The sequence below is a fragment of the Idiomarina xiamenensis 10-D-4 genome (genome assembly GCF_000299895.1).
GTDB classification, from domain to species: Bacteria; Pseudomonadota; Gammaproteobacteria; order Enterobacterales; family Alteromonadaceae; genus Idiomarina; species Idiomarina xiamenensis.
Window position 1 is genome coordinate 37,940 of record NZ_AMRG01000003.1, and the last position, 24,093, is coordinate 62,032.

Here is a 24,093-nt window from a genome sequence, read left to right on the forward strand (position 1 = left end):
GCCATCATCCTCTTGTTAATGGTTGCAAACGCTCGACCGCCGTCGCCCAATCCAGTTGCTCTTGAGGAGCTTCTGTACGCAGCGGCTTGATGCTCAATTGCTCGTTTGCTAATTCGTCCGAACCGACGATCAGGGCGACTTCGGCGCCTGATTTATCGGCTTTCTTCATCTGTTTTTTTAAATTGCCACCACCGATATGGGTAGTTAAGCGTAAACCGGGTAACGCATCTCTGAGCTTTTCGGCAACGTCGGCACCACGAAGTTCCGCCTCATCGCCAAGTAACATAAGATACGCATCGACACTACGTCGCGGTTGCACTTTTTGCTGTTCCTGCAACAACAGTACTAAGCGTTCTAACCCCAGTGCAAAGCCAAAGGCAGGTGTGGCACGCCCACCTAGCTGCTCGACCAAACCGTCATAACGACCGCCAGCACATACCGTGCCTTGCGCACCAAGTGCGTCGGTAACCCACTCGAACACGGTACGGTTGTAATAATCTAAACCGCGTACTAAACGCTGATTGATGACATAATCAATGCCCGCAGCTTGTAAACGCTGACACAACTCATCAAAGTGCGCCGCCGACTCATCGTCCCAATAGTCACTGAGCTGCGGTGCGTTAGCCAGTATTGCCTGGGTATTGGCATCTTTACTATCCAAAATGCGCAGCGGGTTGCTCTGTAAACGACGCTGACTGTCTTCATCCAACTGTTCGCGGTAATCGCTTAAGTAGGCTTTTAACGCATCACGGTAGGCATGACGTGCCTCGTTAGAGGCTAACGAGTTGAGCTGTAACTGTACTTGGTCGCTAATGCCAAATTGTTGCCATAAGCGAGCCGACAACATGATCACTTCGGCATCGATGGCCGCATCGGCTAGACCAAACACCTCTACACCAAACTGGTGAAACTGACGGTAACGGCCCTTTTGCGGACGTTCGTAGCGAAACATCGGCCCCATGTACCATAAACGCTGTATTTGATTATACAGTAAGCCGTGTTGGTTACCCGCACGCACACAACTGGCGGTGCCTTCGGGGCGCAAGGTTAGGCTATCGCCGTTGCGATCCTCAAAGGTATACATTTCTTTCTCGACGATATCCGTCGCTTCACCGATAGAACGTTTGAATAAATGGGTGCTCTCCACCATCGGCATACGAATTTCGCTATAGCCATAGCTGGCTACCACATCACGTAAAACTCGCTCTACCGCCTGCCAAGCCGGAGATTGGTCAGGCAAAATATCATTCATACCACGAATGGCTTGGATTGTTTTGGCCACGTTCTAGCTACCGTTATTTATCTTAACTAAAGTTAAACTGCGTATTGATGCGCGTCAGTGCTGTCATCACCGCATGTAAAGTTACGCGCATTATAGTTTTTTTACTGTGGTGGGTAAAATCAGTTATCGATCTGCTGTATCGCAATGCGCTCGGCTTCTAGCTTTTTGACTTTAGCGCGAATACGTTGCTCCAACGCGTCAACGAGTTGATCGTTAGCAAGGCGTTCTTTTAGCCGTTCACCATCTTCGTATAGCCCACTTTTATTCTTCGCGCCCGCCAAACCGATTTGTGAAATTAAGGCCTCGCCGGGCCCATTAACCACGCAACCGATAATAGACACATCCATAGCGGTAGTAACGTCTTCTAGGCGTTGCTCTAGCGCGTTAACGGTACCGATAACGTCGAACTCCTGCCGCGAACAACTAGGACAGGCAATGAAGTTAATACCACGACTACGAATACGTAACGACTTTAAAATATCAAAACCGACTTTGACTTCTTCAACCGGATCGGCGGCTAATGAAATACGCAGGGTGTCACCGATACCTTCAGCTAATAACATGCCTAAACCAATGGAGGACTTCACCGAACCACTGCGTAAACCACCGGCTTCGGTGATGCCTAAGTGCAACGGTTGCTCGATTTGTTTGGCCAGCAAACGGTAAGCATCGACGGCTAAAAACACGTCAGACGCTTTCACGCTGACTTTAAAGTCAGGAAAGTTTAAGCGATCCAAAATCTCTACATGGCGCAACGCCGATTCAACCAACGCCGCCGGTGTCGGCTCACCATATTTTTCTTGTAAATCGCGCTCCAAGGAACCGCCATTAACACCGATTCGAATCGGGATATTGTGGTCTCGAGCACTATCAACAACCGCCCGCACACGATCTTCACGGCCGATATTGCCAGGGTTAATGCGCAAACAGTCGGCGCCATACTCGGCAACTTTTAGCGCGATACGATAATCAAAATGAATATCGGCAACCAGTGGAATCGGGCTACCGGCTTTAATGTGCTTAAACGCTTCGGCGGCTTCCATAGTGGGTACAGAGACACGTACGATATCGGCTCCGGCACGCGCGATCGCATTGATTTGCTGTAAGGTTGCCTGCACATCGGTTGTTTCAGTATTGGTCATCGATTGCACGGCAATTGGCGCGCCATCACCGATGGGCACGGAGCCTACGTATAAACGGCGTGACTGGCGACGCTTAATCGGATTTTCATGCATCATGACGTTACTACCCTACCTACCACTTTCAGGTTATTACTGGCGACTTTCGACGCCATTTAAACGGCGTCGTGTAGCACCCGGTGCTACTGCTGTGGCACGTTAAAACGCGCCACTCGTCCCGAGCGAAATTGTGACATATCAAAGTCTTCGCCTTGATACTGAATGGCCACTACCTCGGGTGCACCCAAGGTAATATTATAAGGCGCGTTGCCGTTTAACGGCATCACATAGCCGGCCGGTTTTACACCAATAGCAATTGTCTCGCCACTGGCGTCTTCAATTTTCACCCAACATTCGCCCTCAAAGGTTAACACCAAGTCGGCATCACTTGGCGCCGCGCTTGTCGGTGTTGGCGCATTAGCAGACAAGTTCGCTGCATTTTCATTGGCTTCCGTGGTTGCGCTCGATTGCTGCTGATTATCATTGGCAGCAGTCGGTGGCGTCTCAGTCGCATTGTTATCTAGCGTCGCAGCTACCGCATTATCATCCGCTTCGGCTGCACCGCTAACAGTGCTGTCATTGCCGGTTTGTAACGCTGGCGGCTGTTGCGTCTGACCAGCATCTTGCTGCGGATCGTTACTGCTGCCGGATGTACTCATATCGCTGGCACTGACATCACTTTCCAGCAACGGCTGTTCATCGGCCGGTTCGGCACTATTATCAGTGTTTTGTGCGGCACGTTGAGCAGCTAAACTAGCAGCTTCATCCAGCTCCGGCGCTGCAGCTTCAAGCTGCTCGGTGGCTGCACTGTCATTATTGCCAGTCAAATTGTCCAAACTAAAGTCAGGCTGTTGTACCCACCATAAAATAGCCAGTCCGAGCACCGCTAAGATCACGATATAGGTGATCATCATTAAGCGACTGTCATTCTCTTCACGGGCACGGCGGCGTGAAAAGCTTTGCATATTAATGGTGGTTGGCTCGTTATAGCCAAGTTGCTGGTATGCTTTAAAGACGGTTTCTTCATCAAGCTCCAGAATACGTGAATAAGAGCGTAAATAACCACGAATGAATGTTGCTGAGGCAAAGCTATCGTAGTCATCATCCTCTAGCAGCTCGATGATTTGCAAGCGTAAACGCAGACGCTCAGCGATATCTCGCTGCGTCCAATTTTTTTGCTCACGGGCCGTGCGCAGCATTTCACCGGGCGTCGGTAACGGCGGCGTCACTGCTTCAGCTGGATTATTGTTATCGTTATGTTCTGGCTTGTCGTGATCTGCTGTCATGGCTTAATCGTAAATTACTCTGCTAAAAGATAATAGGTTACTGACTGTCATTGTCGCACAGCTAGTGTCACCAATTACAGCTTCCCTGCCCTAATCAACCACAGCCGACGGTATTAACGGCTACAGTGTGCCACAATATGCCGCTAACGTGTTAGCAAGCTTTCTATTGTGTCATTGTGCGTGGTATCGACCATTGTCGCAATGTTCGCCGCAATGCTAACGCTTTTGGGGCATGTGCTATTGCTCGGCGCAAATAGTCTATAGCCTTTTGTGTGTTTCCGCTACGCCAAGCGCAGCGAGCAGCATTTTCCCACGTATTTGCACTACGAAAATACGTGGGATTTTGCAGTGCGTAAAGAAAATGCTGCTCTGCCTGAGCATATTGTTGTCGATGACACCACCACACCCCATAGTTGTTGTGGGTATCGGCGTCGTCTGGCGCTAGCAGCAGTGCCTTTTGATAATAGACTTGCGCCTGTGACCACTGCGCAACTTGCTGATAGTAGTATGCAAAGCCGTTATAGACGGCGACTAAATTTGATTGCTGCGCTAACGCTTGGTTGAGATTATATTTTGCCTGCGCAAACTGTTGCTGGTCGATATATTGCAGCGCTAGTGCCAATCGCGCCTGTGCCGCAGCAGCACGCTGCTGGTTAGTACTGACGCGATGTTGGCAGGCTGACAGCCAAGTGAGCAAAAATAAACTCAGCAGGCTTGAGCGTAACAACGAGCGCCAGCCGAAGCTGGTGCAGCGATAATAAGCCACGTGCATTCCTTTGCCGTTTGGTCGGATTGTTGTTTGTAACCGGCTACGGCTACCGTCGTTATCGGTTCGTCCTGAACCGACTAAACTGCCTACATCGACTTGACATCGATGGCAGTACCACCACGTTGTTGCTGTTGGCGTTTTAAAATACGCTTGGTGCGGTCAACCACATCACCGACTAACTGACCACAGGCGGCATCAATATCGTCACCGCGAGTTTTGCGCACCATCACCGTCAAGCCGTGGCTCATCAATACCTTAGCAAAGCGGTCGATACGTGAGTTACTGGAACGACCGTATTCGTTGCCCGGAAATGGGTTGAACGGGATCAAGTTGACCTTGCTGGGCGTACCCGCCAAGGTTTTCGCCAACGCATGCGCTTGCTCGGTTGAATCATTAACGTGATCCAACATGACATATTCGACAGTGACCGCTTTGTTCGCTTTTGAGCCGTCGATATAACGGCGGCTTGCCGCTAAAAACTCAGCAATGGGGTACTTTTTATTAATCGGAACAATTTGATCACGTAAAGCGTCATCGGGCGCATGCAGCGAAATAGCCAATGCCACGTCGATTTGTTCTTTCATTAAATCAAGCGCAGGTACCACGCCCGAGGTGCTCAACGTCACCCGCCGCTTGGATAAGCCAAAGCCCCAATCGTCCATCATCAAACGCATCGCTGGCACAACATTTTTGAGGTTAAGCAGGGGTTCGCCCATGCCCATCATCACTACGTTAGTGACGGCTTTAACACCGGTCTCAGCATAGGCGCCCAATAGCTTATTGACGCGCCACACCTGGCCGATAATCTCAGCCACGCGCAGGTTACGGTTAAAACCTTGTTGTGCCGTCGAGCAGAACGTGCATTCCAGCGCACAGCCAACTTGTGAAGACACACACAAGGTAGCTCGGTCACTCTCGGGGATCCACACGGTTTCGACATCCTGCCCATCAAACAACGTCATCACAAATTTGATGGTGCCGTCTGATGACTGCTGCTGCAGCCGAATTTCAGGCGCGCGAATTTCGGCTATGTGCTTGAGCTTTTCACGCAACTTTTTATTGAGGTTACTCATGTCATCGAAGTCATCGACGCAATAATGATATAGCCACTTTAATACTTGGTCGGCACGAAAAGGCTTCTCGCCAAGTTCTTTGAAGAACTCACGCATGCCTTCGCGATCCAGATCGAGTAAATTGACTTTTTTGTCGATGGCGTTAGTCATAGCACCTCAGGAATACTTCATAGACGGGTCAAGCAGTATGGCAACAACCCACACCCAGTGGGCTGTTGCAGAACGACCTCGATAACTAATCATAGCTCATCGCGGTCTAATGCCAAGTGCTGGCAGAGTCGCGATTAACGAGTACGTGGGCAGATTTCTTCGTCACTGAAGAAGTAAGCAATTTCACGTGCTGCAGATTCAACGGCATCAGAACCGTGCACAGCGTTCTCGTCGATAGTTTCTGCATAGTCAGCGCGTAACGTACCCGCTAACGCTTCGGCTGGGTTAGTCGCACCCATGATGTCACGGTTTTTCTTAACCGCGTCTTCACCTTCTAGCGCCTGTACCATGATTGGGCCAGAGGTCATGAACTCTACCAGTGCAGCAAAGAAAGGACGCTCTTTGTGCTCTGCGTAGAAGCCTTCAGCCTGCTCTTTGCTCAGGTGCATCATTTTAGCAGCAACGATACGCAGGCCAGCGCTCTCAAAGCGGCTGTAGATAGCGCCAACTAAATTTTTGGCAACGGCGTCTGGTTTGATGATCGACAGTGTACGTTCTAAAGCCATGAAATTACTCCAGCAAAATTTTATTGAAAATTAACGCGCAAAATTATACGTGAAAGACGGTTAAAAACATAGTCTATCTTTATTGTGTCGGGCGTTAGCATGCGTTAAGATGCTGACGCACTTTAGATGTTTAGACGTCCAAAAAGAGGTAACTATGACAACGTCAGTTGCACAAGCCACACTTGGCGGTGGGTGCTTTTGGTGTATCGAATCAGCTTTCAATCACGTTAACGGTATTCTTAACGTCGAATCCGGTTATGCCGGTGGTGACATCGTTAATCCGACTTACGAACAAGTTTGCAGTGGTCGTACCGGGCATGCCGAAGTCGTGCAGCTAAGTTTTGATCCGGCACAAATCAGCTATCGCGAAATTTTAGAAATTTTCTTCGCGCTGCACGACCCGACCCAGTTAAACCGTCAGGGTAACGACGTCGGCACGCAATACCGCAGTTGTATTTTTAGCCACAACAGCGAACAAACCGATATCGCTAATGACATCATCGCCGAAATCCAAACTCAGCAAATATTTACCGACCCGGTGGTGACAACTGTAGAGCCGTTAACGGTGTTTTATCCGGCCGAGGATTATCACCGTGATTATTATAATCGCAACCCTGAAAACGCCTACTGCCAAGCCGTGGTAAGCCCGAAATTAGCGAAGTTTAGAAAAACCTTTGCCGATAAACTGAAGTCATAAAAAAACGGCAACCGTCGCTTAAATACGGTTGCCGTTGTTATTTAACACCAATTAATTAGTGGTTTTCTTTAACCATGTTGACCGTATACTTAGGAATATCGACCACCAAATCGTCGTCTTCCACTAACGCCTGACAGCTCAAACGCGACTCAGGCTCTAAGCCCCAGGCTTTATCCAACATGTCGTCTTCCAGTTCGTCGCTTTCTTCAAGCGAATCGAAGCCCTCACGCACGACTACATGACAGGTTGTACACGCACAGGATTTTTCACAAGCATGCTCAATATGAATATGATTGCGTAACGCGACATCAAGAATCGATTCGCCCTTTTGCGCCTCGATTTCAGCCCCTTCAGGGCACAGTTCTTCATGTGGCAAGAAAATGATCTTTGGCATAATGCTCTCCTACACCTTATCGATCGACTGCCCAGACAAGGCGTCGCGAATTGACTTATCCATACGTTCAGCGGCGAAATCTTGGCTCAATTGATCGACCACCGCAATGGCGGCTTTAATCGCATCCAAGTCGGTACTGCTGCGTGCCTGTCGTAGCTCATCCATGGCTTGTTGCAACGCCTGTCGTTGTTCGCTGGCAAGCAGTTCGCCATCTTTAGTCAAGGCTTGACTGAGTGCCTCAAGCATACGATCAGCTTCAACCTGTTGCTCACGTAACATTCGCGCAGCCATATCGCCTTCGGCATACTGCATGGATGCTTTAATCATGTCAGCAATATCGTCATCGGCGAGTCCATAAGAGGGTTTTACTTGGATTTCGGCACTCACACCGCTGGATTTTTCCATCGCCGAAACACTTAACAGGCCATCAGCATCAACCTGAAAAGTGACACGAATATGAGCCGCTCCAGCAGCCATCGGAGGAATATCGGTCAAGACAAACTGCGCCAACGAGCGACAGTCATCGACTAATTCACGTTCACCTTGTAATACGTGAATCATCATCGCACTTTGACCATCTTTAAACGTGGTAAATTCCTGTGCTTTGGCAACCGGTATGGTGGTGTTGCGAGGGATAATTTTTTCGACCAAACCGCCCATGGTTTCAATGCCTAGCGACAATGGAATAACGTCCAACAGCAACATATCACTATCGGGTTTGTTACCAGCCAAGATATCCGCTTGAATGGCCGCACCAATGGCTACCACTTCATCTGGATTGATATGCGTTAATGGCGCTTTACCAAAAAATTCCGCTACCGCCTCGCGCACCCGCGGAACACGCGTCGAACCACCCACCATGACCACATCTTGGCACTCATCGGCGGCAATACCCGCATCGCGTAACGCGCGACGACAATGGCTAATGGTTTTTTGTACCAACGGCTGAATTAATTGCGCGAAGTCGGCACGACTCAAGCTTAAGCGGTGCGACTCGTCAGCGATACTGACTTGCACGTCAGTCTGCTGCTGTTCGGTCAGGGCCTCTTTGGCCGCCTTTGCTGCATTGACTAATTGTCTTTCAACGCTGGCGTTGACCGCTGCTGGTAACTGCCACTGCTGTTTAAAGTGGTTGACTAACTGCTGGTCAAAGTCGTCGCCACCGAGAGCGCTATCGCCACCGGTCGCTAACACTTCAAATACGCCTTTTTGTAAGCGCAAAATGGACACGTCAAAGGTTCCACCGCCTAAATCGTAAACGGCAATCACCCCCTCTTGTGCGCTGTCCAAACCATAAGCGATGGCCGCTGCAGTAGGCTCATTTAACAAGCGTAGGACGTTAACGCCAGCTAATTGCGCGGCGTCTTTGGTGCTTTGTCGTTGCGCATCATCAAAATACGCCGGTACGGTAATCACGACACCGCTAAGCTCACCACCCAAACTGGCCTCAGCGCGCGCGCTTAAGGTACGTAAAATATCAGCGGAAACCTGCACCGCATTGCGCTCACCGGCGGCGGTGTGAAATACCGGTACACCATTATCGGTTTCTGACAATTGATAAGGTAGATTACCGACGTGGCGTTGAACGTCGGCGATGGTACGGCCGATAAAACGTTTTACCGAGACAATGGTGTTTTCAGCGGTACTGTCATTGGCGTTAAGTGCGTCATAACCCACGCTAATCTGCGCCTGTTGGTCTGCCGCAACGCCATAATGCACCACCGAGGGTAATATTGAGCGACCTTCGGCGTCGGCTAATACCGCCGCCTCACCGCTACGCACGGTGGCGACCAGTGAGTTGGTGGTACCTAAGTCGATACCAGCGGCTAACCGATGTTCATGAGGATTGGTACTTTGGCCTGGTTCTGCAATTTGCAATAACGCCATGGATACAAAGTTCTCCGCGTTGAAGACTGGGTAGGATGCGATTAATCGAGCAGCTTATCTTCGATAGCTGCTAGCTCAGCATCCAGCTTATGCATAAATTTCAGTTTGCGTACTGAATTGGCAGCGGCTTCATCAGTGGCTTCGCTGTGGGCATCAATTTGTTGCTCAAGCGTCTGCTGTAGCTGCTGTGTCTGCTGCTGTAATTCATTCATGGCAGCGGCAACGGCGTCCATATCAGCGTTAGCTTGCAGGCTTTCTATACGCTCACGCCATGCCATTTGCGCCATCAAAAATTCGGGATCTTGCAGCGTTTTCTGCTCATGCTGAAAATCGATACCGCGCAACTGCAGTATATATTCAGCACGCGAAAGCGGCTGCTTTAGCGTCTGATAGGCGTCATTCACCTGAGAGGTTTTCTGTAACGCTAACAACTTATCGCGTTCGCTACCCGCCGCGTGACGATCGGGGTGCAGCGCTTGCTGTAAACGCCGATAACGTTGCTGCAAATCGGCGTTATCAATGTGTGTCGAAACCGGCAGATCAAACAACTCAAAATGATTCATGGTTTTTGCTATGTTGCTGCGTGTTAAATCGGGTTCGCTTGTGCGCTCAACGACAAGCTGGGCTCGGGCTAAACGTTAAAACTTTCACCACAACCGCACTCGCCGTTGGCGTTGGGGTTGTTGAATTCAAAGCCTTCGTTCAAGCCTTCTTTGACAAAGTCTAACTCGGTGCCATCGAGGTAGACCAAGCTCTTACCGTCGACCACGATGCTGATACCTCTGTCGGTAAATACCGTATCTTCATCAGCGACGCTATCGACAAACTCCAGTACATAAGCCAAGCCTGAGCAGCCGGTGGTGCGTACACCTAAACGAATGCCCACACCCTTGCCGCGTTGCTCAAGAAAGCTTCGAGCACGGTTAGCAGCAGCTTCAGTCATGGTAATCGCCATAGCTGAACTCCTAATTACTCAGCGTGTCGTTTTTTATAGTCGGCAATGGCCGCTTTAATCGCATCTTCGGCTAAAATTGAGCAGTGAATTTTAACCGGCGGCAACGCCAGTTCTTCTGCAATTTTAGTGTTTTGAATCTGGCTCGCTTCGTCGAGCGACTTGCCTTTCACCCACTCGGTCACCAACGAACTTGATGCGATCGCCGAACCACAACCGTAGGTTTTAAACTTGGCGTCTTCGATGATGCCTTGTTTATTAATTTTTAGCTGCAACTTCATCACGTCGCCGCAAGCCGGAGCACCCACCATACCGGTGGCGATGCTATCATCATCTTTCTCAAACGAACCAACGTTACGTGGGTTCTCATAATGGTCAATTACTTTGTCACTGTATGCCATGATAAATCACCTCTTTATCAATCAGTTTACGCTGCCTCAACGGTCAGTTTAAGGCAGCGCTGACGCACTAAATGGTTAGTGCGCTACCCACTCTACGCTTTCTAAATCAACGCCATCTTTATACATTTCCCATAAAGGTGACATTTCACGTAAGCGTACAATGGAGGTCTTAATTAACTCCACAGCGTAGTCGATTTCTTCAACACTGCTAAAGCGGCCAAAACTGAAGCGAATCGAACTATGCGCTAATTCATCGTTACGGCCTAATGCCCGTAATACGTAGCTTGGCTCCAAACTGGCTGAGGTACATGCAGAGCCCGACGATACCGCTAAATCTTTTAGTGCCATGATCAACGATTCGCCTTCAACGAAGTTAAAGCTGATGTTGAAAATGTGCGGTACTCGCTGCTCTTCATCACCATTTAAATAGACTTCTTCGATATCTTTAACGCCGTTCCATAAGCGATCACGCAACATGCGTGCATGTTCTGCGTCCGCCGCCATACGTTCTTTAGCGACTCGCGCCGCCTCGCCCATACCCGCAATTTGATGTGTCGCCAAGGTGCCAGAACGCATACCGCGCTCGTGACCGCCGCCGTGCATTTGGGCATTCAAACGGACCCGGGGCTTACGTCGCACATACAGTGCGCCGATGCCTTTAGGACCATACATTTTATGACCCGAGAACGACATTAAGTCGACCGGTAATTGCTGTAAATCGATAGCGATTTTACCGGCACTTTGTGCCGCGTCGACATGGAAAATAGTTTTATTAGCCCGACACAGATTACCGATAGTGTCGAGATCTTGGATAACACCGATCTCGTTGTTAACGTGCATCACGCTGACCAACACGGTATCTTCGCGCAACGCCGACTTAAAGGCATCAATGTCTAACAAGCCGTTTTCTTGCACGTCCATATAAGTCACTTCAAAACCTTCGCGCTCTAACTGGCGACAAGTGTCCAGTACCGCTTTGTGCTCGGTTTTAACGGTGATGACATGCTTACCCTTTTTCTGATAAAACTCAGCCGCACCTTTAATGGCCAAGTTATCAGATTCAGTGGCACCCGAAGTGAATACGATTTCACGCGGGTCAGCATTGACCAAGTCGGCAATTTGGCTGCGTGCGACTTCGACCGCTTCTTCGGCCTGCCAGCCAAAACGATGCGAACGCGATGCAGGGTTGCCAAATAAACCATCGGGCGTTAAATACTGGATCATTTTCTCAGCAACGACCGGATCGACCGGGGTTGTTGCTGCATAATCGAGATAAATGGGTAACTTCATTCTACTCCACTCCTCACCAGCGCCTATAGCTGGCAGTTTAAAGCAATTTGCTGGTCACGTTGCTGCCGCTGCGCCTGATCTTGACGCGACGACACCACACTGATTTCGTTCTTGTGCATGAGCTCGCCAAGGGTGATTCCCGATAAAAACTCAGAAATACGGTCGCTTAAACCTTCCCACAACGAGTGCGTTAAACAACGAGCGCCACCTTGGCAGTCGGCTTTACCCTGACAGCGCGTGGCATCTATCGATTCATCCACAGCCGTGATCACAGAACCCACCGAAATATCGTCGGCGGCACGACCTAAGCGATATCCACCACCAGGACCGCGCACGCTGGTCACCAAGCCTTGCTTGCGTAAACGCGCAAATAACTGCTCAAGATAAGACAACGAGATACCTTGACGCTCAGAAATGTCTGCCAACGGCACCGGTCCGCGTTCGGTATGAATGGCCACATCCAACATGGCTGTTACCGCATAGCGACCTTTAGACGTTAATCGCATGGCAAGTACCTCATCTATGAAAACTTGCCGTTATGGTGACATTCCCGAGTGTTTTAGTCAAGTATTTCGAACATCGTCGCTCTGCCGCCTTTAGACGGCTAATCAGACGGCGTTTGTTTATCGATCGACGCTAATATCCCGCGCAAAATATTAAGTTCATTTTCTTCCGGCCTAGCGCGGTTAAACAAGCGCCGTAATTTGGTCATCACTTGACCTGGATGTTGACGCACAATAAAGCCCGTTGCCGTTAACGTTTGCTCTAAGTGAGCATAAAAGCGTTGCAACTCTTCGCCGCGCGGATAAGCGGGCACGGCTGTGGCGGCGGGTTGCTCGGCAGCCAAATATTGCATGCGTAATTCATAGCTAACGGTCTGCACCGCCATCGCCAGATTCAGTGACGAATAATCGGGATTGGCGGGGATATGCAAATGAAACTGAGCGAGCTGCAACTCTTCGTTGGTCAAACCGCTGTTTTCCCGACCAAAGACAATAGCAACCGGATAATTGGGGCTTTCAGCTAACACTTTGGCTGCACTTTCGCGCGGGTCGAGTAACGGCCAATCTAAGGTACGATTACGAGCGCTGGTCGCCACCACCAAGCCACAGTCAGCCAAGGCTTCAGGTAGTGATGACACCACTTGCGCATTAGCCAAGATGTCGGTTGCACCGGCAGCGAGTGCCGATGCATGGCTATCGGGGAGTTGCACAGGGTCGACCAGCGTTAACTGCGACAACCCCATGGTTTTCATTGCCCGTGCGACCGACCCGATATTGCCGGTGTGTGAAGTGTTCACTAACACAATGCGAATATTGTCGAGCATAACGAGACTCCGGTGATCGGCTTAACGTTTCAGCGTATCGGTCAGATGCGGACGAATTTCAGCTAACAACTGCTTCATCACTTTCGGTGCACCGGCAACCACATTTCCTGATTCTAAATAGTTATGGCCGCCAGCAAAATCGGTAACAATGCCACCGGCTTCACGTACTAATAAGTCGCCGGCCGCAGTATCCCAAGGTTTCAAACCCATTTCCCAGTAGGCGTCCAAGCGTCCACTGGCAACATAAGCCAAATCCAACGCTGCCGCACCGGCGCGACGCATATCGGCACAGAACTCAAACAGCTGACTAAAAATCGCCTGATACTCCGGCATGCGATGCTTGGCACGGAACGGAAAGCCGGTCGCTAATAACGCACCGTTTAAATCCGGCAATGCAGTCACCCGCAAGCGGCGGCCATTGAGTTGCGCACCAGCACCACGGCTAGCGGTAAAGAGTTCTTCACGCAGCGGATCGTACACCACGGCTTGTTGCGTGGCGCCTTTGTGCATTAAGGCAATTGAGATACAAAAGTGGGGAATACCGCGCAAGTAATTGGTGGTGCCATCAAGCGGGTCAATAACCCACTGATAATCGTTTTCTTCACCGCTATGCACGCCACTTTCTTCAGCGACAAAGCCATGCTTAGGGTAGGACTTTTTGATGGTCGCAATGATAATGTCTTCGGCGGCTTTATCCAGCTCGGTGACCCAATCATTAGGTGATTTTTGCGTGGCTTTTAAATCTTGCCCTTGCTCGAAGTTTTTAACCAAAATTTTTCCCGCTGCGCGCGCTGCGCGCACCGCGATGTTTAACATGGGGTGCATACCAATTACCTGTGCTGTCAAAGAACGAAATTGCTCGACGCTGAACGTCAGCCGCGCAGTATATCAGCGCCATACAGGAAAGAAAAGCGAGGACAAAATTCATCGCTACGACACATAGCCGCAACACTTTTGCAACAAATTGGTTTTATTTTTACTCAACTTGTGGTACTTGTTGTGGTGATGGTTAGCTCGTACGCAATTGCGTACGACGTGCTACAACAATAATTAACACGTTAAGCTGTCATAGGGGGTAGCCCATGGATCATTCCGAAGAACTTCAACAAGGCAATGATAAACCCAGTAAAGGCCGCGCTAGCAAACGGAAGTGGCGGGAAATTGAGACATTAAAGGAAAAGTACCGACTGCGAAAAGAGCTATCCGATATGGACTCTGGCTACGAGCTGGATTTCGAGGACATCGAATTTTGACGTGAAAAACCCGAGCCTGGCTCGGGTTTTTGCTATCTTGACAGCGGCATCTCTGACATAGTCTATTATTACTTCATAGACTGAGTTGGAGGCTGTTGTGATGGCTTATCAACCACCGGACATTATACCCGCCCGTGGCTTTTCGTTAGACAGCTTACAATGGTTGTCACCACCGCCTGTACTGGCGCCGTGGGTGCAATGTATTTGGCATGCAGCAAACGGACATGCGGTTGCTGCTGGTATTCCGGAAAAGCTCTACCCCGATGGTGGCTCAAGCCTCACCTTTACTCTGACAGCGACCCAAGTCAGTGCGCACTACTTTCACCATACTCATGTGATGCGCAAGAGCTGGCCGCTGTCGACTCAGCAAATCAGCATACGGTTTTTAGCTGGCGGCGCTAGGGCCCTGCTCGGAATCAATCTTGATGATTTTGAAAACATCGATATCGACCTACTACAGACGCCGTTTGCACAGCAAGCCAGCCTACGGCGTTTAGCCGAACAATTAATCACTTTGGACAGCGCAGCACAACTCCAACTCATACTGCACTGGCTGATGGCGCTGGCACAGTCGGCACTGCCCTTACCGCGGCAACTGCCAGCCATTCTTAAGTACGCCGCCACCACCCTTACGCCACCGCAGCAACTCGCCACGCAACACGGTTTAAGCCGTCGCACGCTAGAGCGGCAAGTACGCAAATATGTCGGCTTTAGCCCGCAACAGTTATATCGGTACTGGCAAATTCGGCAGGCACGACAGCGTTTAATGAGTAGCAACGACAGCTTGACCGATATTGCATTGCGCTGTGGCTATTTCGATCAAGCCCACTTTACCAACGTATTCCATGAACAGACGCTAGAAACGCCGTTAGCGTACCGACAGCGTAAGCAACGTTAACGCGCTCTCGGAGTGCGCTAAGTAACAACGTTTGTCGCAAATTTCCAATCCTTGGCTTATTCCCCTTCATACACTGTTGGCAGTTAATCACAACATTGTCCCTGGAGCACGTTATGCAACCTCGTATTTCTCAATCTTCACTTTATCAACAGTATCCAGACTTGGTTAAACACTTAACCGCGGTCGGCGATATCGTCAACGACGCGCGTTTAACACCGCAATTACTGCATTTGGTTAAATTACGCGCATCACAGCTTAATCATTGCGGCTTTTGCCAGCATATGCACGCCAACGAAGCGCGCGCAGACGGTGAATCTCAGGCACGCCTAGATGTGTTACCGGCCTGGCGAGAACTGTCGCTATTCAGCGATAGCGAGCGCGCCGCCTTGGCTTGGACAGAAGCCTTAACACAAGTGAGCAAGCAGCCAATCAGCGCTGAACTATTCCAAAACGCCATCGACTGTTTTGGTGAACGCGGCGTGATCGAGCTGACAGCGGTGATTGTTCAGATCAACAGCTGGAACCGCATTGCGGTTAGTTTTTGCTTTCAACCCGAGATCAGCAAATAGGAGCGATAATGAAGATAGCGCTAGCAGAACGTTTACCAGCAAAACTCCTGGCGATACTGTCGAGCCTGTCATTTTTTTTCGGTAGCATGCTGTTTTTGCCAAGCTTTGCAGACTATGCAACCGTCGGTGTGTGGGCATTTATGGCCGGATCAGCGTTGATGTTCATTGATATTTTGCTCAGCAACTCATGAACGTCGTTATGGAGCGGCACTGTATTGCCGAGCCCTGTTTCGCCAAGAGCTGTGTCGCCAAGAATGGTGTCACGTTACATGCCGCAATACACGCCGCTCGATTAGCAGGTTAACGGTAATTGCCAGTCGATAGGCTTTTTTTGTTGGCTAGTCAGTAGTTCATTGGCGCGCCGGAAATGACCGCACTCAAAAAAGCCCCGATGCGCAGATAACGGAGAGGGGTGTACGGCGGTTAACACGTGATGACGATTAGCATCGATAAGTTGGGCTTTCTTTTTCGCATGTGAACCCCAAAGCAAAAATATCACCCCCTGACAACGCTCATTGACGGTGCGGATAACCGCGTCGGTAAAACGCTCCCAGCCCCAAGCCGCGTGCGAATGTGCTTGTCCCGCGGCGACGGTTAGTACGGTATTGAGAAGTAACACCCCCTGCTCCGCCCAAGCAGTCAGGCAGCCATGCTGTGGAGTTTGAAAGTCCGGATAATCATGCTGTAACGCTTTATACATATTGCGTAACGACGGTGGAATGGCCACGCCCGGCTTTACGGAAAAACTCAAACCATGTGCTTGCTGCGGTCCGTGATAGGGATCTTGACCCAAAATCACCACTTTCACTTCGGGTAATGGCGTCTGAATTAACGCATTAAAGACATCATCGTTGGCGGGGTATATGGTATCGCCATTAGCCCGTGCTTGTTGGACGCGCTGCCACAATTGTTGAAAATAGGGTTGCTGCTTTTCTTCGGCTAAGGCCTCGCTCCAACTTGCCGCTGTCTTCTCCATGATCTGCCCCTTTCTCTGACACGCTGATTTGCTTACCACTTAAAAACGTCGTTTAATACGCGTTTGTGGAACTAAACTGCCATAAAAACCTTCAAATTCACATATTTTGCCATAAATAGCGCTGCATGAATTACAAAACCTTATTGATTAACTTAGATCGCTCACCACAACGGTTAGCCGATGCGACCGCCCAACTGGATGCTATCGGCATGCCTTATGAACGCGTGAGCGCCGCCGATGGTGCCGCATTGAGCGACGCTGAGCGTGCCTGTTTTGATGTCGACAAGGCACAGCAACGGTATCATTATGACCTGACATGGGGCGAGGTTGGCTGCTATTTAAGCCATTTACGCTGTTGGCAGAAAATAGTCGATGAACAGCTCGACTACGCCATTATCGTCGAAGATGATTTATGCTTGAGCCCGGAATTCGCCGACGTTCCGCACGTATTAGCGGCGCTACAGCACCCTTGGCAGTTTATTAAACTGGGCAATCCTTTTAAGCCGCGTCAACAGCATGTGATCGAAAGCCAGGCGGATTTTGATTTGGTCAGTTACGATAAGGCACCATCGGGCACCTGCGCACAAGTGGTCAGCTACGCTGGCGCTAAGCGCTTACTCGCAGCGCGCCGGACATTTTTCCGACCGGTTGATGTCGACTTGCAATGGCAATGGGAAGTGCCCATTGAAGTGTTAGGTCTGGTGCCCTACGTTGCCGATAATAATCATCAGTTTGCTAGCGAAATTCAAAAAATTGGCCAGCGTAAAGATAAACAAAAACGCCGCTGGGTAAAACTCAAAGAAACACTGCGTTTTAAATGGCAGCAAATGCGGAGCAACAAACGATGAAAATTGTTACCGTTATTCCGACACTGACCAGTGGTGGAGCTGAAAAAGTCTGCTTGCGACTACATCAACTGATGTTAGATGCGGGCATTGAGAGTCATCTGGTGGTGCTGTCACAGCAGGCACATTATCGTGCCGATGACTTTCCTAATTTGCATTTTTTGCCGTTAGACACCCCCAAGAACATCGACTTTTTCGTTAAACGTCGACGCGCCACCGCGTTGCTGCAACAAGTTTGCGATGAAATTGCCCGATCCGCACCAATCGACGCCATTTTTTCACATTTAGATGAATCACACCTGTTAGTGGCGGCCCTGCAAACCGACGCGGCTCGCCATTATGTCGTACATACCTCGGTGGTTGAAGAATTACGCGCCAGTCGCCGTGGCTTATTTAAGCATCGCCGCTTATTACGCAAGAAAAAGGTACTACAAGGGCGTTCGGTCATTGCCGTATCAGCAGGACTGGCCGATGAAATACGTTCGCTCGACTGGTTACGCCCCAGTCAAGTCACCACGATTTTAAATCCGTTAGATGCCGAACAGGTGGCTCGCGAGGCACGGCAACAAGATCAACAAGTTGAGTTAAACGACGACTTTATATTACATATTGGACGTTTTGCCCGGGCTAAGCGCCACGATGTGTTGTTTGACGCCTTTGCCCAACTGCAGCAACGTCACCCCGCACTTAAGCTGGTGTTATTAACCCGTGTGTCGAGCAAGCTGAAAAAGCAATTGCGGCGACGCAATCTAGAGCACAGCGTCATCACCCCGGGATTGGTGCAAAACCCCTATCCTTGGATACGGCAAGCTAAATTACTGGTCTTGAGCTCGGATTTTGAGGGGTTTCCCAATGTGCTTAACGAAGCGCTGATGTGCGAGACGCCTTTTGTGTCAACCGATTGCCCCCATGGGCCACGCGAGATCTTGGCTAGTTTTCACCCAGAGTGGTTAGTGCCACGAAACAGCCCGACGCAGCTTGCCGATAAAATTGATCAACTGTTGCAGCAACCACCGCAGGTCGATTTGCAGCGCTGGCCGCTGCTCGATAAAGTTCGTCCCGACGCGGTTGTCGCCGAATACATCAAGCTCGCCGCAGGGGGCCAAGCATGAGTCAACGTCCGCTGCGAGTATTACATTTTGTCACCGGCGGCTTCTCTGGCGGAGCAACGCAAGTCGCCATCGCGCTGGTCAAAGCGGCGCAGGCCGACGCCAACATTGAACCACTGCTGGTTTTACGAAAAAAGCGCCGTGCCGATCCGGCCAAGTTTCAAGCGCTAGTGGATGCCGGTGTGCCGGTAACACAGGTCAATAATGTTACCCATATCAGCGCGATCATTGCGCTGGCTGCCGAGTGTCGGCGCTTTCGTCCTGATGTTTTAGTTGCGCACGGCTTTAGCGAGCATTTATGGGGCCGTTACGCGGGTTTGCTGGCGCGAGTGCCGACCCTAGTTCATGTCGAACATAACACCCGTGAACGTTACACTTGGTGGCGCTTACAACAAGCCAAATGGCTGACGCGCTATACGAAAAAACTGGTGGGCTGCTCAGAGGGAGTGCGATTACGTCTGCTAGAAATGGGTTTTCCCAGCGATAAATGTATAGCGATTCCAAACGGTATCAACCTGCAGCCGTTTAGTGATGCGCAAGCATACCCCTACCATCAACGTGCCGATAACATTGTCATGGTGTCGCGTTTTAGTAAGCAGAAAGACCACGCCACCCTACTGAAAGCTCACGCCCAGCTCCTGGCGGCGGGTTATCTAGTCAAGCTGACCTTTGCCGGACAAGGCAAGCTGATGGGCAACATGCAACAGTTGAGTGAGCAACTTGGAACAACCGAGTGGGTCGATTTCCTTGGTTTTTGCGACCACGTACCTGAGCTATTAAAGCAAAGTAAAATCGCCGTACTTTGTACCCACTACGAAGGCATGCCGTTATCCTTGCTAGAAGGCATGGCGGCTGGCTGTAGTGTGGTCGCCAGCGATGTCCCTGGCGTGCGCGAAGTGCTCATCGATGGCAGCACTGGCTTACTCTGCGGCGAAAATGATAGCGATGCTTGGTTTACAGCCTTACGGCAACTACTCGATCAGCCCGAGCAAGCGTCGACTATGGCGGCCGCTGCGCGACAACGGGCCTTGCAAGAACACAGCAAAGAGCTGATGAATGAACGTTATCGGCAGCTTTTTATAAACCAACTCAGCTAGCACAAGGAGCCGCCACGCGTAAAACGGTTGCGGCGGCTGCAATAATTATTGGTCGGCGTGCTTATGTTGCTCAAACCAATACAAGATGTAAGCGACTTTGCTCATTAAGTTACTAGGTCGGCTGTAGATGCTGTGGCCCGAACCCGGAATACGTACCATTGCCGTCTCAACACCGGTCAGCTTTAACGCTTGGTAAAACTGTTCGGTTTCTGAGACTGGCGTACGGTAATCATCGGCGCCGACCAACAGCATGGTCGGTGTTGTCACATTACCTACATACGAAATTGGAGAACGCTTCATGTAGTGCTCCATGTTCTCCCAAGGCAGACCGGGGAACCAATACTGATAGAAAAAGTTGTACATATCAGCAGTTAACACAAAGCTGTACCAATTGATCACCGGCTTCGCTACTACCGCCGCCTGAAAGCGATCGGTATGACCGACAATCCAAGCAGTCAAGACACCACCGCCACTACCGCCAGTGACGAACAAGTTTTGCTCATCAATAAACCCTTTATCGATAACCGCATCGACGCCATCCATCAGGTCGTTATAATCTTGGCTGGGGTAATTGTGGTGGATCAGGTTAGCGAACTCCTGACCATAACTGGTGCTGCCGCGTGGGTTGGTATACAACACCACATAGCCCTGTGCAGCATATAGCTGAATTTCGGCGGCAAAGCGTGGACCGTAGTTAGTATGCGGCCCGCCATGAATCTCTAATAACAGTGGATATGACTGGCTTTTATCAAAACCCGGTGGGTAGGCAATCCAACCTTGCAGATCTCGACCGTCGACCGATGACTGGTACCGAATCTCTTCAATTTGCGCAAGCGACTTATGCGCCAGCGCATCTTCATTCAATTGCGTTAATAGCTTGCTCTTTCCTTTATCTAACAACGCGATTTCGGCGGGACGTAAGGGGTTCGATTGCGTGTATGCAATACGGCCATTGTTGCTGACACTAAAGTCGCCACCACCGTAGGGACGGCTGTATGACAATCCGCCGACTTTACTCACCAAGTGTTCACGATCGCCGTCTAAATCGACTTCGGCCAACTGACCAACGCCGTTGTCGTCATAACTAATAAATAAGCTGTCACTATCAGCCGCCCAAGCGACACCGGTAACACTGCGGTCTAAATCCGCAGTTAATAGCTGACGGTCACTGCCATCGCTGTTCATCACATACAGTCGACTGATTTGGTAGCTCAGCTTTTCGTCGTCGTAACCGACATAGGCTATTTTTTTGCCATTAGGTGACACCAAGGGGGCGCTGTCGGGACCATTACGGTCGGTGATTTGCTGAATATCACCGCTGCCGACCGACAATCGGTAAATTTCGCTATTGGCTGGGTTTTGAAAGGCATCATCACGTAAGTTAGCCGAGAAGAAAATTGACTGCCCATCGGCTGACCAACTCAGTTGTCCGCTATGATTGAACTCGTCATGCGTTAGCTGACGTGCACTGCCACCACTGACCGGCACCACATAAATTTGCTGATAACCGTCGCGTGCATAACCGCCACCATCAAAGCGATAGTTGCCTTTGTCGATATAAATGGCCGGCTCTGCCCATTCGGCACCGGCCGGCTTACCCGGTAACGATACTGGAGGTGCTTGTTTGACTGGGGTAAATTGTGTAAACGCTAGATAGCGCCCGTCGGGTGACCAACTAAGGTTGCTCGGCGAACCAGTTAAACGCGTAATAGCCGCCTGTTGACCATTGTCACGCCAATACAGATGAATTTGCGAGCTACCGGTACGGTCTGACACAAACGCCAACTTATCGCCCTTAGGCGACCATACTGGCGCGTACTCGTGATACTGGCCGTTGGTTAATGGCCGTAGCTCGCCCTGCCGGCTGACGGTCCACAGATTACCGTTCTTACGGTCAGTTTGAATATCCATGTACTGACGTACGAAGACAATTTCATCACCATCAGGATGAATGGTCGGTTGCGCTGCATATTCTAAGTTAAAAATATCTTCCAACTGCAAGTTATTGTCGGCAGCAAAGGTCGGCAGTGTGACGACCGCCGTACAAGCTATGAGCCACTTTTTCATCATGGTTATCTCCCTGTTGTTTCCAACAAGTTAACCGAATGTTGACCCTGATGCCAACGACAAAACCGTTCAGCCACCAGCAAAAGCGACGAACAACCAGCACTCACCTTGACGGCTAAACGACATAAAAAAAGCCGCTTCAGTCAATGAAGCGGCTTGTTAACGACTAAACGAGTTATTTAGAAGGCATACGAGAAGCTGACCGAGGCGAAATCACGATCGGTGTTAGCATCGTAATCGCCACCGGTAAAGCTGGTTACACCTAAGCTGATACGGTATTTGCTTAAATAGTTGGCATCCACACTTAAACCGATGGTCTTACGACCCTCGATAAAGTTGCTGTTAGGCGAATAACCACTAACGTCATGACCAAAAGCCACTGTTGGATTTAAACTCCAACCCGCAATGACGTTTGAATATTCAAAGACAAAGCGTGTGCGATAGCCCCAAGACGTACTGGTGACAAAACCTTCACAGTTCTGATCAGCGCTGGCGGCGGCATTTCCCAGTGCTTGCTGGTCAGCCACGGTTAAGCATTTGCCATAGATGGGCAGACGACCATAACGCTGCGTATCTAAGTCAGGCAAACCGTTGACGCGGTTCATCGCCACTTCACCGATAAAGGTCATGCGGTCAGAACCCCACAGACGATCAACAAAGCGAATAAAGCTTAATTGCGCTTGTTGTACGTCAAAGCGGTCATAGCCTTGGGCTTTTTCGCTCAGCTCGGCACTCAAGAAACGCTCAGAGAAGGTACTGGGTACGGTAGGCCGTAAGCCCGAGGTCAAAATTTCGGTGGTGTTGATTTGCACCGGCATGTCTTTACGCATGCTGTACTCACCCGCTACCGACCAAAGACCGACATTGGTGCTAAAGCTCGCGCCAAGAATTTTTTGGTCTTCAGGGTACTCGATGACAAAATCCGGACCGTCGATGACATAACTATTGGTTGGTGAAAAACCGATTTCGAATGGGTCAACGCGCCAGTTATAAGCAGAGATAATCGGCGTATTCGTGTGAATATTCATAAAATACACACCAAACTCGGTATCTAAACCGACCGAATAGTAGCGCATGCTGGCACCGTACTGACCATCATCATCGGGCTTAATATCGGGACGACGATCTAAATATACGCCGTTTTCCACCGACTCACGGTCACTCAGAAAGTTACCAGGAGTTAACTCGGGGTTCAGCGTCACTTTGTCACAGCCAAAGCCACCGACAATATCAACACTTGAGAAGTAGGTACCGCAACCGTCTAGTTTGGTATTGTCCCACTCATACTGGTAAAACGCTTCTAAGCTTAAGTTATCGGTCAAACCAAAGTTAGCGGTAACCATACCCACAGGTAACAACGCTTCTTTGATTTCCGCACCAGGACGACGCACGGCGTTGACGTCGATGGGGTTGATTGAGTTGATACCGTTGAAGATGAAGGTACTTTCACCCCAACTCAATACCTGACGACCAGCACGTACGTTAACCGGCATGTCACCTAGGTTAAAGTCGGCATAAACGAAAGCGTCTAGCAATTCAAAGCCAGATCCTTGCGAGTAGTCATCAAAGCCCGAGTCATTTAATTTAACATCGGGGTAATAATTGGTACCCGGATGACCGTGTGCCACTTCTTGTTCAGAAATGACATAGTCATACCAATACTTAAAACGGACAAAAGCGCCGTAGTTGCCACCGTCGATACTCAAATCGTGAACACCCTTGAATACCGATGACACTAAGTCACCCTTGTCATAGTTCAGGTTGCCATCATCACCAACGCTTGATTGCCCTAAACCACCTTCGCGGTTACCGGGGTGATACAAGCGAGCCGATGGGTCTTGAATACGCCAAGCAGCGCCATAAGAAAGAATCGAATCGAAACGAACGTTAAAGTCTCCGACTTCAAATTCTGCAGCTTGTGCTTGCGATGTTGCGGCGAGAGTCAGCGCGATTGCTGACGCCAGGGGTAGTTTTTTTAACATAGTTGTTCTTCTTTTCATGGTTAGCCACCTAATCCTCAGTGCCTT

The 24,093-nt window shown here is 50.0% G+C and carries 26 protein-coding genes; 8 read left to right on the forward strand and 18 right to left on the reverse strand.

Annotated features, from left to right (window positions below):
* Positions 1-4: 4 nt before the first annotated feature.
* The 6 genes from hisS to ndk form a co-directional block, all read right to left on the reverse strand.
* Positions 5-1,282 (reverse strand): histidine--tRNA ligase, encoded by a 1,278-nt coding sequence (hisS, locus tag A10D4_RS02715; RefSeq protein WP_008487580.1) that lies wholly within the window; start codon positions 1,280-1,282, stop codon positions 5-7.
* A gap of 119 nt (positions 1,283-1,401) precedes the next feature.
* Entirely contained in the window at positions 1,402-2,520 is a 1,119-nt protein-coding gene (gene ispG / locus A10D4_RS02720; protein ID WP_008487581.1) for a flavodoxin-dependent (E)-4-hydroxy-3-methylbut-2-enyl-diphosphate synthase, read from the reverse strand.
* A gap of 83 nt (positions 2,521-2,603) precedes the next feature.
* Positions 2,604-3,746, reverse strand: a complete 1,143-nt coding sequence (locus tag A10D4_RS02725; protein ID WP_008487582.1) for a RodZ domain-containing protein — start codon at positions 3,744-3,746, stop codon at positions 2,604-2,606.
* 163 nt (positions 3,747-3,909) lie between these two features.
* Complete coding sequence (gene pilW, locus A10D4_RS02730; RefSeq protein WP_008487583.1) at positions 3,910-4,512, reverse strand: type IV pilus biogenesis/stability protein PilW; 603 nt, start codon at positions 4,510-4,512, stop codon at positions 3,910-3,912.
* An 89-nt stretch (positions 4,513-4,601) separates the two neighbouring features.
* A complete protein-coding gene (gene rlmN / locus A10D4_RS02735; protein WP_008487586.1) occupies positions 4,602-5,738 on the reverse strand; it encodes a dual-specificity RNA methyltransferase RlmN in 1,137 nt (378 codons plus the stop codon).
* A gap of 134 nt (positions 5,739-5,872) precedes the next feature.
* A complete protein-coding gene (ndk, locus tag A10D4_RS02740) occupies positions 5,873-6,304 on the reverse strand; it encodes a nucleoside-diphosphate kinase (protein WP_008487587.1) in 432 nt (143 codons plus the stop codon).
* A gap of 154 nt (positions 6,305-6,458) precedes the next feature.
* Between ndk and msrA the strand changes: the two genes are divergently transcribed.
* A complete protein-coding gene (gene msrA, locus A10D4_RS02745) occupies positions 6,459-7,001 on the forward strand; it encodes a peptide-methionine (S)-S-oxide reductase MsrA (RefSeq protein WP_008487588.1) in 543 nt (180 codons plus the stop codon).
* 55 nt (positions 7,002-7,056) lie between these two features.
* On the opposite strand, the gene fdx is transcribed toward msrA, so the two are convergent.
* The 9 genes from fdx to suhB all read right to left on the reverse strand — a co-directional run bounded on the left by fdx (position 7,057) and on the right by suhB (position 14,077).
* Positions 7,057-7,395 carry an ISC system 2Fe-2S type ferredoxin gene (gene fdx, locus A10D4_RS02750; RefSeq protein ID WP_008487589.1) on the reverse strand — a complete coding sequence of 113 codons (339 nt, stop codon included), beginning with the start codon at positions 7,393-7,395 and terminating at the stop codon, positions 7,057-7,059.
* A gap of 9 nt (positions 7,396-7,404) precedes the next feature.
* Positions 7,405-9,282 (reverse strand): Fe-S protein assembly chaperone HscA, encoded by a 1,878-nt coding sequence (gene hscA / locus A10D4_RS02755; protein ID WP_008487590.1) that lies wholly within the window; start codon positions 9,280-9,282, stop codon positions 7,405-7,407.
* A 41-nt stretch (positions 9,283-9,323) separates the two neighbouring features.
* Positions 9,324-9,845, reverse strand: a complete 522-nt coding sequence (gene hscB / locus A10D4_RS02760; RefSeq protein WP_008487591.1) for a co-chaperone HscB — start codon at positions 9,843-9,845, stop codon at positions 9,324-9,326.
* Between the two features lie 68 nt (positions 9,846-9,913).
* On the reverse strand, positions 9,914-10,237 hold the full coding sequence (iscA, locus tag A10D4_RS02765; RefSeq protein WP_008487592.1) for an iron-sulfur cluster assembly protein IscA: 324 nt from the start codon (positions 10,235-10,237) through the stop codon (positions 9,914-9,916).
* 14 nt (positions 10,238-10,251) lie between these two features.
* Positions 10,252-10,635 (reverse strand): Fe-S cluster assembly scaffold IscU, encoded by a 384-nt coding sequence (gene iscU, locus A10D4_RS02770; protein WP_008487593.1) that lies wholly within the window; start codon positions 10,633-10,635, stop codon positions 10,252-10,254.
* Between the two features lie 75 nt (positions 10,636-10,710).
* Positions 10,711-11,925, reverse strand: a complete 1,215-nt coding sequence (locus tag A10D4_RS02775) for an IscS subfamily cysteine desulfurase (protein ID WP_008487594.1) — start codon at positions 11,923-11,925, stop codon at positions 10,711-10,713.
* A 23-nt stretch (positions 11,926-11,948) separates the two neighbouring features.
* On the reverse strand, positions 11,949-12,431 hold the full coding sequence (gene iscR, locus A10D4_RS02780; protein WP_008487596.1) for a Fe-S cluster assembly transcriptional regulator IscR: 483 nt from the start codon (positions 12,429-12,431) through the stop codon (positions 11,949-11,951).
* Between the two features lie 98 nt (positions 12,432-12,529).
* Positions 12,530-13,252: a tRNA (cytosine(32)/uridine(32)-2'-O)-methyltransferase TrmJ gene (trmJ, locus tag A10D4_RS02785; protein WP_008487597.1), complete on the reverse strand. Its 723-nt coding sequence runs from the start codon at positions 13,250-13,252 to the stop codon at positions 12,530-12,532.
* Positions 13,253-13,273: 21 nt separating this feature from the next.
* On the reverse strand, positions 13,274-14,077 hold the full coding sequence (gene suhB, locus A10D4_RS02790) for an inositol-1-monophosphatase (RefSeq protein WP_008487598.1): 804 nt from the start codon (positions 14,075-14,077) through the stop codon (positions 13,274-13,276).
* A 257-nt stretch (positions 14,078-14,334) separates the two neighbouring features.
* Between suhB and A10D4_RS13835 the strand changes: the two genes are divergently transcribed.
* The 4 genes from A10D4_RS13835 (at position 14,335) to A10D4_RS02805 (ending at position 16,163) form a co-directional block, all read left to right on the forward strand.
* Positions 14,335-14,505 carry a DUF3545 family protein gene (locus A10D4_RS13835; RefSeq protein ID WP_008487599.1) on the forward strand — a complete coding sequence of 57 codons (171 nt, stop codon included), beginning with the start codon at positions 14,335-14,337 and terminating at the stop codon, positions 14,503-14,505.
* Positions 14,506-14,605: 100 nt separating this feature from the next.
* The gene (locus A10D4_RS02795) at positions 14,606-15,403 is read left to right on the forward strand and encodes a helix-turn-helix transcriptional regulator (RefSeq protein WP_008487600.1); all 798 of its coding nucleotides are present in this window, start codon (positions 14,606-14,608) and stop codon (positions 15,401-15,403) included.
* 113 nt (positions 15,404-15,516) lie between these two features.
* Complete coding sequence (locus A10D4_RS02800; protein ID WP_008487601.1) at positions 15,517-15,972, forward strand: carboxymuconolactone decarboxylase family protein; 456 nt, start codon at positions 15,517-15,519, stop codon at positions 15,970-15,972.
* A gap of 8 nt (positions 15,973-15,980) precedes the next feature.
* Positions 15,981-16,163, forward strand: a complete 183-nt coding sequence (locus A10D4_RS02805) for a YrhK family protein (RefSeq protein WP_008487603.1) — start codon at positions 15,981-15,983, stop codon at positions 16,161-16,163.
* Positions 16,164-16,264: 101 nt separating this feature from the next.
* Here the strand turns inward: A10D4_RS02805 and ung are convergent, their stop codons facing one another.
* A complete protein-coding gene (ung, locus tag A10D4_RS02810) occupies positions 16,265-16,948 on the reverse strand; it encodes a uracil-DNA glycosylase (protein ID WP_008487604.1) in 684 nt (227 codons plus the stop codon).
* 125 nt (positions 16,949-17,073) lie between these two features.
* Here ung and A10D4_RS02815 point away from each other — a divergent pair, with 125 nt between their 5' ends.
* Genes A10D4_RS02815 through A10D4_RS02825 form a run of 3 tightly spaced genes read left to right on the forward strand, consistent with a single transcriptional unit; the run spans position 17,074 to position 19,999 of the window.
* Positions 17,074-17,796 carry a glycosyltransferase family 25 protein gene (locus A10D4_RS02815; RefSeq protein WP_008487605.1) on the forward strand — a complete coding sequence of 241 codons (723 nt, stop codon included), beginning with the start codon at positions 17,074-17,076 and terminating at the stop codon, positions 17,794-17,796.
* Positions 17,793-18,905 carry a glycosyltransferase gene (locus A10D4_RS02820; protein WP_008487606.1) on the forward strand — a complete coding sequence of 371 codons (1,113 nt, stop codon included), beginning with the start codon at positions 17,793-17,795 and terminating at the stop codon, positions 18,903-18,905. Before A10D4_RS02815 ends, A10D4_RS02820 begins: the two co-directional genes overlap by 4 nt.
* The gene (locus tag A10D4_RS02825) at positions 18,902-19,999 is read left to right on the forward strand and encodes a glycosyltransferase (protein ID WP_008487607.1); all 1,098 of its coding nucleotides are present in this window, start codon (positions 18,902-18,904) and stop codon (positions 19,997-19,999) included. The genes A10D4_RS02820 and A10D4_RS02825 overlap by 4 nt, the downstream gene beginning before the upstream one ends.
* A gap of 45 nt (positions 20,000-20,044) precedes the next feature.
* Here the strand turns inward: A10D4_RS02825 and A10D4_RS02830 are convergent, their stop codons facing one another.
* Both A10D4_RS02830 and A10D4_RS02835 read right to left on the reverse strand, forming a co-directional pair.
* Positions 20,045-22,066 (reverse strand): S9 family peptidase, encoded by a 2,022-nt coding sequence (locus tag A10D4_RS02830; protein ID WP_008487608.1) that lies wholly within the window; start codon positions 22,064-22,066, stop codon positions 20,045-20,047.
* Between the two features lie 179 nt (positions 22,067-22,245).
* The gene (locus tag A10D4_RS02835) at positions 22,246-24,066 is read right to left on the reverse strand and encodes a DUF1302 domain-containing protein (protein WP_237738518.1); all 1,821 of its coding nucleotides are present in this window, start codon (positions 24,064-24,066) and stop codon (positions 22,246-22,248) included.
* Positions 24,067-24,093: the final 27 nt, after the last annotated feature.

Bases quoted from the DNA above. Each gene is read 5' to 3' on its own strand.
- ispG (WP_008487581.1), bottom strand. From the start codon at position 2,520: ATGATGCATGAAAATCCGATTAAGCGTCGCCAGTCACGCCGTTTATAC.
- A10D4_RS02725 (WP_008487582.1), bottom strand. From the start codon at position 3,746: ATGACAGCAGATCACGACAAGCCAGAACATAACGATAACAATAATCCA.
- rlmN (WP_008487586.1), bottom strand. From the start codon at position 5,738: ATGACTAACGCCATCGACAAAAAAGTCAATTTACTCGATCTGGATCGC.
- ndk (WP_008487587.1), bottom strand. From the start codon at position 6,304: ATGGCTTTAGAACGTACACTGTCGATCATCAAACCAGACGCCGTTGCC.
- msrA (WP_008487588.1), top strand. From the start codon at position 6,459: ATGACAACGTCAGTTGCACAAGCCACACTTGGCGGTGGGTGCTTTTGG.
- fdx (WP_008487589.1), bottom strand. From the start codon at position 7,395: ATGCCAAAGATCATTTTCTTGCCACATGAAGAACTGTGCCCTGAAGGG.
- hscA (WP_008487590.1), bottom strand. From the start codon at position 9,282: ATGGCGTTATTGCAAATTGCAGAACCAGGCCAAAGTACCAATCCTCAT.
- hscB (WP_008487591.1), bottom strand. From the start codon at position 9,845: ATGAATCATTTTGAGTTGTTTGATCTGCCGGTTTCGACACACATTGAT.
- iscA (WP_008487592.1), bottom strand. From the start codon at position 10,237: ATGGCGATTACCATGACTGAAGCTGCTGCTAACCGTGCTCGAAGCTTT.
- iscU (WP_008487593.1), bottom strand. From the start codon at position 10,635: ATGGCATACAGTGACAAAGTAATTGACCATTATGAGAACCCACGTAAC.
- A10D4_RS02775 (WP_008487594.1), bottom strand. From the start codon at position 11,925: ATGAAGTTACCCATTTATCTCGATTATGCAGCAACAACCCCGGTCGAT.
- iscR (WP_008487596.1), bottom strand. From the start codon at position 12,431: ATGCGATTAACGTCTAAAGGTCGCTATGCGGTAACAGCCATGTTGGAT.
- trmJ (WP_008487597.1), bottom strand. From the start codon at position 13,252: ATGCTCGACAATATTCGCATTGTGTTAGTGAACACTTCACACACCGGC.
- suhB (WP_008487598.1), bottom strand. From the start codon at position 14,077: ATGCACCCCATGTTAAACATCGCGGTGCGCGCAGCGCGCGCAGCGGGA.
- A10D4_RS13835 (WP_008487599.1), top strand. From the start codon at position 14,335: ATGGATCATTCCGAAGAACTTCAACAAGGCAATGATAAACCCAGTAAA.
- A10D4_RS02795 (WP_008487600.1), top strand. From the start codon at position 14,606: ATGGCTTATCAACCACCGGACATTATACCCGCCCGTGGCTTTTCGTTA.
- A10D4_RS02800 (WP_008487601.1), top strand. From the start codon at position 15,517: ATGCAACCTCGTATTTCTCAATCTTCACTTTATCAACAGTATCCAGAC.
- A10D4_RS02805 (WP_008487603.1), top strand. From the start codon at position 15,981: ATGAAGATAGCGCTAGCAGAACGTTTACCAGCAAAACTCCTGGCGATA.
- ung (WP_008487604.1), bottom strand. From the start codon at position 16,948: ATGGAGAAGACAGCGGCAAGTTGGAGCGAGGCCTTAGCCGAAGAAAAG.
- A10D4_RS02815 (WP_008487605.1), top strand. From the start codon at position 17,074: ATGAATTACAAAACCTTATTGATTAACTTAGATCGCTCACCACAACGG.
- A10D4_RS02820 (WP_008487606.1), top strand. From the start codon at position 17,793: ATGAAAATTGTTACCGTTATTCCGACACTGACCAGTGGTGGAGCTGAA.
- A10D4_RS02825 (WP_008487607.1), top strand. From the start codon at position 18,902: ATGAGTCAACGTCCGCTGCGAGTATTACATTTTGTCACCGGCGGCTTC.
- A10D4_RS02830 (WP_008487608.1), bottom strand. From the start codon at position 22,066: ATGAAAAAGTGGCTCATAGCTTGTACGGCGGTCGTCACACTGCCGACC.
- A10D4_RS02835 (WP_237738518.1), bottom strand. From the start codon at position 24,066: ATGAAAAGAAGAACAACTATGTTAAAAAAACTACCCCTGGCGTCAGCA.